This window comes from Synechococcus sp. CCAP 1479/10 (genome assembly GCF_019038515.1).
GTDB lineage: Bacteria > Cyanobacteriota > Cyanobacteriia > PCC-6307 > Cyanobiaceae > Cyanobium.
Window position 1 is genome coordinate 124,670 of the sequence record NZ_JAFKRJ010000006.1, and the last position, 12,056, is coordinate 136,725.

The 12,056-nt window shown below is 69.7% G+C and carries 10 protein-coding genes; 3 read left to right on the forward strand and 7 right to left on the reverse strand.

All coding sequences use genetic code 11. The annotated features are described in order from the left end of the window. The first annotated feature begins 105 nt into the window (after positions 1-105). A complete protein-coding gene (locus KUG39_RS02070; RefSeq protein ID WP_216912401.1) occupies positions 106-555 on the forward strand; it encodes an Hsp20/alpha crystallin family protein in 450 nt (149 codons plus the stop codon). 5 nt (positions 556-560) lie between these two features. Here the strand turns inward: KUG39_RS02070 and KUG39_RS17515 are convergent, their stop codons facing one another. Further along, complete coding sequence (locus KUG39_RS17515; protein ID WP_216912403.1) at positions 561-926, reverse strand: PilZ domain-containing protein; 366 nt, start codon at positions 924-926, stop codon at positions 561-563. 147 nt (positions 927-1,073) lie between these two features. On the opposite strand from KUG39_RS17515, the gene KUG39_RS02080 reads away from it, so the two are divergent. Further along, positions 1,074-2,861, forward strand: a complete 1,788-nt coding sequence (locus tag KUG39_RS02080; RefSeq protein WP_286192854.1) for a diflavin flavoprotein — start codon at positions 1,074-1,076, stop codon at positions 2,859-2,861. Next, positions 2,861-4,675: a diflavin flavoprotein gene (locus KUG39_RS02085; protein WP_216912405.1), complete on the forward strand. Its 1,815-nt coding sequence runs from the start codon at positions 2,861-2,863 to the stop codon at positions 4,673-4,675. The genes KUG39_RS02080 and KUG39_RS02085 overlap by 1 nt, the downstream gene beginning before the upstream one ends. 38 nt (positions 4,676-4,713) lie before the next feature. Here the strand turns inward: KUG39_RS02085 and KUG39_RS02090 are convergent, their stop codons facing one another. The 6 genes from KUG39_RS02090 to KUG39_RS02115 form a co-directional block, all read right to left on the reverse strand. Further along, a complete protein-coding gene (locus KUG39_RS02090; RefSeq protein ID WP_190610285.1) occupies positions 4,714-5,550 on the reverse strand; it encodes a hypothetical protein in 837 nt (278 codons plus the stop codon). Positions 5,551-5,870: 320 nt separating this feature from the next. Continuing rightward, the gene (locus KUG39_RS02095) at positions 5,871-6,668 is read right to left on the reverse strand and encodes a DUF1194 domain-containing protein (protein WP_190610284.1); all 798 of its coding nucleotides are present in this window, start codon (positions 6,666-6,668) and stop codon (positions 5,871-5,873) included. Between the two features lie 381 nt (positions 6,669-7,049). Beyond that, positions 7,050-7,283, reverse strand: a complete 234-nt coding sequence (locus tag KUG39_RS02100) for a hypothetical protein (RefSeq protein ID WP_353617310.1) — start codon at positions 7,281-7,283, stop codon at positions 7,050-7,052. Between the two features lie 86 nt (positions 7,284-7,369). Next, entirely contained in the window at positions 7,370-10,306 is a 2,937-nt protein-coding gene (gcvP, locus tag KUG39_RS02105; protein WP_216912407.1) for an aminomethyl-transferring glycine dehydrogenase, read from the reverse strand. 38 nt (positions 10,307-10,344) lie between these two features. Next, positions 10,345-10,734, reverse strand: coding sequence for a glycine cleavage system protein GcvH (gene gcvH / locus KUG39_RS02110; RefSeq protein WP_216912409.1), 390 nt, complete (start codon positions 10,732-10,734; stop codon positions 10,345-10,347). Between the two features lie 27 nt (positions 10,735-10,761). After that, complete coding sequence (locus KUG39_RS02115; RefSeq protein WP_216912411.1) at positions 10,762-12,024, reverse strand: methionine gamma-lyase family protein; 1,263 nt, start codon at positions 12,022-12,024, stop codon at positions 10,762-10,764. Positions 12,025-12,056: the final 32 nt, after the last annotated feature.

The window sequence follows — 12,056 nt, forward strand, 5'->3', positions numbered from 1 at the left end:
CGCGTCGGTTCTCCCCCTCCAAGTCCACAGGCAAGGCGGGCACATTGATCGGACGGGTGGTTCCTCACCCGGCCATCCACGACGCTCCCTTCGGAAGCACCAACCATGCGCACGCTTCACCCCTCCCCCTTCGATCTGTTCGACCGGCTGGAGCAACAGCTGCAGACGGCCGAGCGTGTTCCCGCCGCCGAGATCCACGAAACCGAAGACACCTACACCATTGCCCTCGAGCTCCCCGGCGTCGACCGCGGCTCCATCGACGTCAAGGCTACGGACCGGTCCCTGATCATCAGTGCCGAGCGCCGCTGCCAGCCGTCGGCCGCCCCCACCGCCGCCACCCCTGAGGCCGGCAACGGCGAGGCCCCGGCCGCGGAAGGCCGCCGCCGCGCCCCGCTGCTGAGCGAGTTCCGCTACGGCACCTGGAGCCGCAGCTTCCGCTTCCCCGGCGGCATCCAGCGCGACGCCCTCGGGGCCCATTACCGCGATGGCCTGCTGACGGTGACGGCGCCCAAGGCCCAGTCCCTGACCAGCGTCAACGTGAAGGTGGCTGACTGAGGCCCTCAGGCCTCGAGGCGCTGGGCGGAATCGAGGGAGAGACCGATGACCGAGATGTAGCTGGTGGCTTCGATCCACCGGATCGTGCCCTGAAGGTCGTAGGTCTCTCCCTCCCCATCCCCCACCACCACGCTGCAGGGCTGGCCGACGGCGGGATGGTGACCAGCCTCGATGGCGATCCTCAGACCATCGGCACTCAGGTCAAGCACCTCGGCGAACACACCTTGGGCGGGTTGCATCGATGCGAGATGGAGGCGGGCCGTGGCCAGGCCCGTCGGAGGCTTGTACCGGTCGGCGCGCGAGGCCTCCTCCAGGCGCTTCTCGAGGCGCCTGAAGGACTCCTGAAACCGTTCCAGGTCTCCGGTGGCCACCTATCGACTCGACCTCGGAAGGGTTCTGATCATTCTCCAGGGTTCCTCGGGATACCAGGGTTCTTCGGGATACCCTCGCTTTGTCTAACAGACCCAAAACCAACCTGCCTGCCTAAAGTCTTGTGTCTGCGGAAGGAGTCTGACCCCATGAGCAGCAGCACCGCCGACGCCCCGGCCACCCTGCCGTCCCCGGCGGGGGCCGCCGCCTCCCGGCTCAGCCTGCAGTGCGCGCCGATCGCCACCGACACCACGGCGATCCGCTCCCTCGACTGGGACCGCAGCCGCTTCGACATTGAGTTCGGCCTGCGCAACGGCACCACCTACAACGCCTTTCTGGTGCGGGGCGAGCGCACCGCCCTGGTCGACACCAGCCACGCCAAGTTCCGCGACACCTGGATCCCCCTGCTCGAGGGTCTGATCGACCCCACGGCGATCGATCACCTGATCGTCTCCCACACCGAGCCTGACCATTCCGGCCTGATCGGCGATCTGATCGACCGCCACCCGGACATCGAGATCGTCGGCTCCAAGGTGGCGATCCAGTTCCTCCAGGACCAGGTGCACCGGCCCTTCCGCAGCCGGGCGGTCAAGAGCGGCGACGAGCTCGACCTGGGCGTCGATCCCGACAGCGGTGTGGCCCATCGCTTCAGCTTCCTCAGTGCCCCCAACCTGCACTGGCCCGACACGATCTTCTCCTTCGACCACGGCACCGGCATCCTCTACACCTGTGATGCCTTCGGCCTCCACTACTGCTCCGACGACCTCTTCGATGTCGACCCCGGCGCCATCGCCCCGGACTTCCGCTTCTACTACGACTGCCTGATGGCGCCCAACGCCCGCAGTGTGCTGCAGGCGCTCAAGCGCATGGACGGGCTGCCGGAGATCAACACGATCGCCGTGGGCCACGGGCCCCTGCTGCGGGAGCACCTGCCCCTCTGGGTGGGCGACTACCGCGACTGGAGCGGCCAGCGCAGCGCCGGCGAGGCCTACGCGGCCGTCTGCTATCTCAGCCAGTACGGCTTCTGCGACCGGCTCAGCCAGGCCATCGCCCGTGGCGTGGGCAAGGCCTCCGGCCAGGTGCAGCTGGTCGACCTGCGCGGCACCGATCCCCAGGAGCTCGCCGCCCTGATCGGTGAGGCCAGCGCCGTGGTGGTTCCCACCTGGCCCGCCACCCCCGATCCCGACCTGCAGACGGCCATCGGCACCCTGCTGGCGGCCCTCCATCCCAAGCAGTGGGTGGGCTGCTACGACGCCTTCGGCGGCAACGACGAACCGATCGACACCCTGGCCGGCCAGCTGCGCAACCTGGGCCAGAAATGGGCGTTCGAGCCCCTGCGCATCCGCCAGGTGCCCGGTGGCGCCGACTACCAGCGCTGCGAGGAGGCCGGCACCGACCTGGGCCAGCTGCTCACCAAGGAGAAGACCATCGCCGCCATGAAGGCCATCGACGGCGACCTGGACAAGGCCCTCGGCCGCCTCAGCGGCGGCCTGTACATCGTCACGGCCCGCCAGGACGACGAGGCCGGCAGCCGCAGTGGCGCCATGGTGGCCAGCTGGGTGAGCCAGGCGAGCTTCGATCCGCCGGGGCTCACGGTGGCGGTGGCCAAGGACCGGGCCATCGAGGCCCTGATGCAGGTGGATGACCGCTTCGTGCTCAACATCCTGCGCGACGACAACCACCAGCCCCTGCTGCGCCACTTCCTGCGCCGCTTCCCGCCGGGGGCCGACCGCTTCGCCGGCGTCAACGTGCTCGAAGGCGTGGCCGCCGGCGGTCCCGTCCTCGGGGATGCCCTGGCCTACCTGGGCTGCCGGGTGACCCAGCGCATGGAAGGCCCTGACCACTGGATCATCTACGCGGTGGTGGAAGAGGGCAATGTGGCTGACACCACCGCCGCCACGGCCGTGCATCACCGCAAGGTGGGCAACCACTACTGATGACCACCTCCCCATCCGCGTCCGATCGGCGCGTCATCACCCTGCCGGTCGAACCCGGCCTGCTCTGCCTGCGCGGCCTCAGCCCGCGCCGCCTCCGTTTCGAAGTCGAATACGGCCTCGAGCGGGGCACCACCGCCAACAGCTTCCTGTTCCAGCAGGGCGCCTCCGGCGGCGCCCCGGTGCTGGTGCACCCACCGGGGGCGTCCTTCGCCGCCCCATTTCTGGAGCAGCTGGCCCTGCTGGTGCCGGCCGGCGCGCCCCTCAAGGTGGTGGTGGGCCACGTCAACCCCAACCGGGTCGCCCTGCTGAAACAGCTGGCGACGGGCTGGCCGGCCATGGTGCTGGTGGCCTCCAATCCGGGTGCCCAGGTCCTCACCGAACTCTGGGAACAGCAGCGGCCCGGCCCGGCCGGTGAAGCCCCCCCAGCCGACCCGGTGCCCCTGCCGACGATCGAGGTGGTCAAGCAGGAGACCAGCCGCACCCTCGCCGACGGCCACGTCCTCACCCTGCTTCCCACCCCCACCCCCCGCTGGCCCGGCGGCCTGATCGCCTTCGAGGCCACCACCGGGCTGCTGATGAGCGGCAAGTTCTTCGCCGCCCACCTCTGCACCGAGGACTTCGCCGAGGCGAACCGCACCAGCACCGAAGAGGACCGCCGCTATTACTTCGACTGCCTGATGGCGCCGATGGCCCGCCAGGTGGAGACGGTGGTCGACCGGCTCGACGAACTGCCGATCCGCACGATCGCGCCGGGACACGGCCCGGCCATCGCCCAGAGCTGGCGCAGCCTGCTGGCCGACTACCGGCGCTGGGGGGAGAGCCAGGAGAAGGCCAGCCTGTCGGTGGCCCTGCTGTACGCGAGCGCCTACGGCAACACCGCCGCCATCGCCGACGCCCTCTCCCAGGGGGTGGCGCGCAGCGGCGTGCGTGTCGAGAGCATCAACTGCGAATTCGCGCCCGCCGAGCTGCTGCTGGAGGCGATCCACTCCTGCGACGCCCTGCTGATCGGCTCCCCCACCCTCGGGGGTCATGCGCCGACGCCGATCGTCTCAGCCCTCGGCACCGTGCTCGCCGAAGGCGACCGGGCCAAGCCGGTGGGGGTGTTCGGCAGCTTCGGCTGGAGCGGCGAAGCCATCGACCTGCTCGAAGCCAAGCTCCGCGACGGCGGCTTCCAGTTCGCCTTCGATCCGATCCGGGTGAAGTTCAGCCCCGATCTGGCCACCCTGCGGACCCTGGAGGAAACGGGCACCGCCCTGGGCCGACGCCTGCGCCAGCAGCATCGCCAGGCCCAGCGGCGCAGCACCGGCGGCGGTCTCAGCGAGAGCCGCACCAACCCGGCGATCCAGGCCCTTGGCCGGGTGGTGGGGTCCCTGTGCGTGGTGCTGACCCGCAAGGGGGACGGCGCCGACGCCATCGGTGGGGCGATGGTGGCCAGCTGGGTGAGCCAGGCCAGCTTCAGCCCCCCCGGCTTCACCGTGGCCGTGGCCAAGGACCGGGCGATCGAGAGCCTGCTGCACGTGGGGGACGCCTTCTCCCTCAACGTGCTGGCCTCCGGGCGCGAAAGCGGCCCGATGAAGCGGTTCCTGCAGCCCTTCCCCCCCGGAGCCGACCGGCTGGCGGGACTGGAGCTAGAGACCAGCCCCGGCGGCCAGCCCCTGCTGCCGGAGGCCCTGGCCTGGCTGGAGGCCCGGGTGAGCCAGCGGATGGAATGCGGCGACCACTGGCTGCTGTACGCCGAGGCCCTCAGCGGCGACCTGCTGGATCCGGCCGCCACGACGGCCGTGCACCAGCGCCGCAGCGGCGCCAGCTACTGAGCGGAGGGTCTAGGCCGTGTTGAGTGAGGGGAGGGCCGTCAGGAAACGTCGTCGACACCACTGAGTTGTCGGAGATAGTCCTCATCGGCAGCAGGGGCATGGGGGCGTCGACGCCCCCCTCTCTGGGTTCGCTTGTCCCAGCTACGTTGCCAGGACTCCAACAGAGAGATGTCGCTGTTGCGGGCCTGGGCTCCGGCCGCAAAGGCGAAGGCCAGGGCCAGTGCGGCAACGACCAGCTTCAGGACACTCTGGATCAGTGACCAGAGACCCTCACGGAGGACCGCTCCAGCTCCCTCCTTCCTGGCTTCCAGATTTCCCTGTGCCTTATCCAGATTGGCCAGCAGCTGCTGCTTCAGTCGAGGCAGAGGCTGACGGAGGTCAGAGGGCCTCAGGCCCGGGACACCGATGGATTCAAGGCGTTGCTGCAGATCCTCTGGCGTGGTGGCGGAACGGACGACCTGCCGGAACCGATCAATCCTGCGCACAGCATCGACTTCAACCCTGGTCCGGGTCGCCTCAAGATTGCCGAGGCCAGTCCAGACCGCATAGACATTCAGCGGAATCAGGAGCAGGAAACCGAGCACAGCGGCCAGGGCGAAGCGGGAAAACCTTTGCTTCCGCTCCTTGAGGATCGGGCTGTTGGGGTCGAGGTAGGCAGCCAGATGGACGAGGATCAGGCCAAGCAGGGCGATCGGTGCCGCATCGATCAGGCTGGCCGCGAACTCCAGCTGCCAGCTTGCGAGCAAGACGCGAAAAGGGATGATCCTCGCCAGCACGCTGGCGGCGAAGACAACGAAGAGCGCGAGAGCGATGGCACCGAGCCGCCTAGCGAGAACGCGCTGTTGAGCCCTGGAGTGGTCGGCAGTGTTGGACACGCGGATAGCCCGGGATGAAGAGATCAGGAAAGAATCTGGAGATCGATCAGTGAATGGATCCTCTACGCCCTAAATGCAGCAGAAAGCTTCAAGTGGCTTCCCTGAAAGAAGCTGATTCGCACACAACGGGACAGCACAAGAAAGATCCTCTCGATCACGAAGACAGGCGAGAAGGGTCCCATGCGTTCGAATCCTTTTCCACAGGCTCATCCACAGGGAAGATCATCATCGCCAGCAGACGATGTTGCGAAGAACAGGACCCCTCAGCAGAAGAGGGGTCCGATGGCATCAGCCCGCGGGATCCGCTGAGGCTGCCCCTCTCACACCAGGGTGGCGGTAGTGATGCGTTTGCGAAGACGACGGCTGAAGCCGAACGCAACGCCGGCACCCAGGATGGGCAGGGGGCCGGGGACGGTATCCCCGCCATTGATTTCCCTCACGATCTTCTGCTGAACGGCCTGATCGAAATCATCGAAGTCGGCGGCCGGCAGCGTGAAGCCATTCGCCGTCTGGACATTGGTTTGGTACCAGAGGCCAAGGCCCGGGTCATCGGTGAGGATCGGCAGGCCATTGATCTTGATGCTCAGCGCAGCGGCGGCATCGCGAGCGGCAGCGGTAGCTGCCGTGCCGAGGACGTTATCCCGGCCATCCCCGGAGACATCGATGATGCCGGGGCCGGAATAGGCGTTGGTTTGCAGTTCCGCCACCGCCGCATTGATCCCACAAGCCACACAGGTGTTTCCAAACGACTGCCTGGCCATGGTGTTGATGGCAGCGGCGAAGGCATTGGAACTGGCCGCATCGGTCAGCAGGGTCCAGCCGACGGCAAGGGGGGAGTTCGCCGTTGAGCTCCACTGGCCCAGAGCCACTGCCACTCCATTCGGCTTGCTGGCGATGGCCGCATGAACGGCTGCATCCTGGAAGGCCTGGACATAGCCGGATTTCTGGAGATCAAACTCAGTCGCGTTCACGCTCCCGGACACATCCACGGAGAGGAACAGCTCGAGATCGACGGGTGTCGCTGCCGACGCCATCGAGGCGGACAGCAATGTGGTGACGGCAACGGCTGCCGAGGCCCCGACGGCTTGCAGCCAGAGTGGGCGAGAGGCGACGCTCATGACGAGATAGGTAATTATTTGGACCCGTTCACTTTTACCTTCACCAAGCCCTCATGTTCTCTGCATGCGCCAAGACTGCTGCGCATATGCATCACCATCTTCATGGGCCCACGGGGGTCCCTTCGCCCTTCTCCCCTGCTGGCAGAGGAAGAGAGACATCAGGCCGGCGGCCTAGGCACGGCGCAGCAATGGCGCGGAGGAAGCGAAAGCATGCCGCCTCTCCTCCTGCAGGGGCTCACTGCCGGGCGCTGGCGGTTGTTCCGTGATCGACGGCGTCGGCGAATGAAGGCGTCGGCTGGGGACACCTCCTCAACCCAGCCATCAGCACCCCGAGCCCGTCGGAGACCGATCGTCGCAGCAGGGTGGACCGCACAGGGAGGTCTAGGCCGCGTGAGGCGGCGTGGGCGAGCCGCCGCCGCCCGCCTGGAAGGGCAGCACAAGGGTGGCCCAGTGGTCGGGCCGCTCGGGCCGGCTGCGCCGGGCCCGGCGCACCCCGAAGGGCACCCGCACCACGTTGGTGCCGTCCACCCGCTGGCTGGCTTCCGGCAGATCCGGGGAAAGGATCCCCGTGCCCGGCTCACCGCCTGAACTGTCGTTGCCGTTCATGAACCCCATGACAATGAAAGGCGGTTGCCATCGCCGCAGGGGGATGGCACAGCAATGATGCGCCATCCCGGGCCGGAAAGGTACCGCCGGAACACTCAGGCGGCCAGTTCGGCAATTGCCACTTCCTCGACGCTCGGGCAGGTGCAGACGAGGTTCCGATCACCGAAGGCGTTGTCGATGCGGGCGACGGCCGGCCAGAACTTGGCCTGCCGCTGGCTCTCCCCGGCCGGGAAGGCCGCCTCGCTGCGGCTGTAGGCCCGATCCCAGTCATCGGCGGTCACTGCCGCCAGGGTGTGGGGCGCCATTTTGAGCGGGTTGTCCAGGGGGTCGGAGGCGCCGGTCTCGATCGCCCAGGCCTCGCGGCGGATCCCCTCCATGGCCGCGCAGAAGCGGTCGATCTCCGCCAGCGACTCGCTCTCGGTGGGCTCCACCATCACCGTACCGGCCACGGGCCAGCTGACGGTGGGGGCATGGAAGCCGTAGTCCATCAGCCGCTTGGCCAGATCGTCCACCTCCAGGCCGCAGCTGCGCTTGAGGGGCCGCAGGTCGAGGATGCATTCGTGGGCCACGCGGCCGCCCCGGCCCCGGTAGAGCACCGGGAAGTGGGGCTCGAGACGCTCGGCGATCAGGTTGGCCGCCAGCAGGGCCACCTGGCTGGCGGTGCGCAGACCCGCGCCGCCCATCATGCGGATGTACATCCAGCTGATCGGCAGGATGCCGGCACTGCCCAGGGGTGCCGCCGACACTGGCCCGATGGCCTCATCCGCCGCCCCTGCAGCCAGGGGGTGGGAGGGCAGGAACGGCACCAGGTGGGCCGCCACGCCGATCGGACCCACCCCGGGGCCACCGCCGCCGTGGGGGATGCAGAAGGTCTTGTGGAGGTTGAGGTGGCAGACGTCGGCGCCGTAGAGGCCGGGCTTGCAGAGGCCCACCTGGGCATTGAGGTTGGCGCCGTCCAGGTACACCTGGCCGCCGTGGTCATGGACCACCTGGCAGATGCGGCGGATGCCGGTCTCGAAGACTCCGTGGGTGGAGGGGTAGGTGACCATCAGGGCCGCCAGGTCGGCGGCGTGGGCGGCGGCCTTGGCCTCCAGGTCGGCGATGTCGATGTTGCCCTGGGCGTCGCAGGCCACCGCCACCACCCGCATCCCCGCCATCACGGCACTGGCCGGATTGGTGCCGTGGGCGCTGGTGGGGATCAGGCACACCTGCCGGTGGCCCTCGCCCCGGCTGCGGTGCCAGGCCCGGATCACCATCAGGCCGGCGTACTCGCCCTGGGAGCCGGCGTTCGGCTGCAGGGACACCCCGGCGAAACCGGTGATCGCCCCCAGCCAGGCCTCCAGATCGGCCACCAGGGCGGCGTAGCCGGCGGTCTGGTCGGCGGGGGCGAAGGGGTGGATCTGGCCGAAGGCCGGCCAGCTCACCGGCGCCAGCTCGGCGGCGGCATTCAGCTTCATGGTGCAGCTGCCCAGGGGGATCATCCCGTGGACGAGCGACAGGTCCTTGCTCACCAGGCGCTGGATGTAGCGCAGCAGTTCGGTCTCGCTGCGATAGCGGTGGAACACCTCCTGACGCAGCCAGGGGCGCTGCCGCAGGGGCACGCCGTCGAGCAGCTCCGCCAGGGGCCGGGCCTCCAGGGTGGACAGGCCGGCCCGCAGGGCCGCCTGGGCCGCCGCCGCCGCGGCGGCATCCGGCGCCAGGGCGCCCACCAGGGCGGCCAGCTCCTCGGCCGTGGAGAGTTCATCGAGGCTGATGGCCAGGGCATCCTGGCCGTCGTCGCCGCGGACGCCGCAGCGCAGGTTGAAGCCGGCGGCCACGGCCCGCTGGCGCAGGGCGGGGGCCGCGCTGGTGCGCACCACGACGGTGTCGAAGCCGGCGCCCGGATCGGCCGGCAGGCCCAGGGCGTCCAGGGCCAGCACCAGGCCCTGGCGCAGCACCAGAAGCCGACGGGCGATGGCCTCGAGGCCATCGGGGCCGTGGTGGACCGCATAGAAGCTCGCCATCACGGCGAGCAGAACCTGGGCGGTGCAGATGTTGCTGGTGGCCTTGTCGCGCCGGATGTGCTGCTCCCGGGTCTGGAGGGCCAGGCGCAGGGCCGGGTTCCCCTCCGCATCCTTCGACTGGCCCACCAGGCGGCCGGGGATCTGGCGCTTGAAGTCCTCCCGGGTGGCGAAGAAGGCGGCGTGGGGCCCCCCGAACCCCATCGGCACCCCGTAGCGCTGCAGGCTGCCGACGGCGATGTCGGCACCCAGCTCACCCACCGGGGCCAGCAGCGCCTGGGCCAGGGGATCCACGGCCACCGTGCTGATCACGGCGCCGGAGCGGGCCGCCGCCAGCAGCGGCGCGGGATCCCAGAGCCGGCCCTCGACGCCGGGCAGCTGCAGCAGCAGGCCGAAGACGTCCTCATCCAGCACCGCCTCGGGGCCGGTGGCGGCGGCTTCGGCGTCGAACGTCTCGATGACGATCCCCAGGGGCTCGGCCCGGGTGTGGAGCACGGCGAGGGTCTGGGGCAGGACGGCCCGGTCGACCAGGAAGCGGCGGGCGCCGCGGCGCGTCGTGACCGCCGCCGCCATCGCCATCGCCTCGGCGGCGGCGGTGGCCTCATCCAGCAGGGAGGCGTTGGCGATCGGCAGACCCGTCAGCTCGCTGACCAGGGTCTGGAAGTTGAGCAGGGCCTCCAGGCGCCCCTGGGCGATCTCCGCCTGGTAAGGGGTGTAGGCGGTGTACCAGCAGGGGTTTTCCAGCACATGGCGCTGGATCAGGGCCGGCGTCGCCGTGCCGTGGTAGCCGAGGCCGATGAGGCTGCGCAGCACCTGGTTGCGGGAGGCGAGCACCCCCAGCTCCTTCAAGGCCTGGGCCTCCGGGCAGGGGAGCGGCAGGCCGACCGCGGCCTCCTCCGCCGTCAGCAGGATGTCGGCGGGAACGACCTCGGCCGCCAGCTGATCGAGGGAACCGAGGCCGAGCTCCGCCAGCATCCGTAGCTGATCCTCGGAATCCGGACCCAGATGCCGGACCAGGAAGGAGGCGGACACGGGCGTTCGGGCTGGAGGTGGCGGGATCCTAAGGACAATCAGCCCGCCTGCACCTTGGCCCCGTAGGTGGCGGCATCCATCAGGTCGTCGAGCTCGCCGGGGGCCCCCAGCCGCACCAGCAGCAGCCAGCCCTCCCCGTAGGGATCGTTCTGAAGCTCCTCGGGGCTGGCCAGCACCGCCTCGTTGCGGGCCTCCACCGTGCCGCTCACGGGGGCCATCAGGTCCTCCACCGCCTTGACCGATTCGACGCTGCCGAAACTGGTCCCCTTCGCGAGGGCGGCCCCCACGGCCGGCAGCTCGACGAAGACGATGTCCCCCAGCTGATCGACGGCGAAGGAACTGATCCCGAGCCGCACCAGGTCACCCTCGGGGCGCACGTATTCGTGGCTCTCGGAGTAGCGGCAGTCGTCGGGGAAGGTGTGCGCCAAGGCCGGTGCGATGCGGAGGAGCAGGCCTCAGTCTGCCTGGGCCAGGGCCGCCAGGGCCCGCTCGAGGGCCAGGGCCACATGGCCGTGGTGGGTGCCGCCCTGGGCATAGAGCACCCAGGGCTCCCGCAGGGGGGCGTCGGCGGAGAACTCGCTGGTGCTGCCGTCGATGAACGTGCCGCCCGCCATCACCAGATCGCTGGCGTAGCCGGGCATGGGGGCCGGCACCGGATCCAGGTAGGCCCCCACCGGGGAGCACCCCTGGAACGCCCGGCAGACGGCGATCAGCCGGTCGGGGTGGCCGAGCCGCACCGCCTGGATCACGTCGCTGCGCTCGGCACCGGCGGCGGGGTTCACCGCATAGCCCAGGCCGGCGAACACCTCGGCCACCAGATCGGCGCCGATCAGGGCTTCGGCCACCATCTGGGGGGCCAGGAACAGCCCCTGGAACAGCAGGCGGTACTGGTCGAAGCCGGTGCCCCCCTCGCTGCCGATGCCCGGGGCGGTGAGCCGGCAGCAGGCCATCTCCACCAGGTCGCGACGACCGGCCACGTAGCCCCCCGTCGGCGCGATGGTGCCGCCGAGGTTCTTGATCAGGGAGCCGGCGATCAGGTCGGCGCCCACCGCGGTGGGTTCCAGGTCCTGCACCAGCTCCCCGTAGCAGTTGTCGACGAAGCAGACGCAGTCCGGCCGCAGCGCCTTGACCCGCTCACAGAGGCGCCCGATCGTGGCCACAGGCAGCGAGGGGCGCCAGCTGTAGCCGCAGCTGCGCTGGATCAGCACCATCCGCGTCTCCGGGGCCAGGGCGTCCTCCAGGCCCGCCTCATCCACTCCGCCGTCGGCGGTGAGGGGCAGTTCGTCGTAGGTGATGCCGAACTCGGCGAGGGACCCCTGGCCCGAGCCCCGCAGCCCGATCACCTCCTCGAGGGTGTCGTAGGGGCGGCCGGTGAGTGCCAGCAGCCGGTCGCCCGGGCGCAGCACCCCGAACAGGGCGGCGGTGATGGCGTGGGTGCCGCTGACGAACTGGAGCCGCACGGCGGCGGCTTCGGCCTGCAGCACCCGGGCGAAGACCCGATCCAGCACCTCCCGACCCAGGTCGCCGTGGCCGTAGCCGCTCACCGAGGCGAAGTGATGCACCCCGAGGCGTTCGGCGGCAAAGGCCTCCAGCACCCGCGCCAGGCGGGGCCGCACCGCGGCGGTGCGGGCGGCGGCCACCGGGGCCAGCCGCTCGAGGGCGGCGGCGACGGTGTCAGCGGCAGCCGAATCAGCGGGGCCGGGACAGACCTGCTCCAAATCCCTGGGGCCAGCAGGGGTCACTCTGCCAT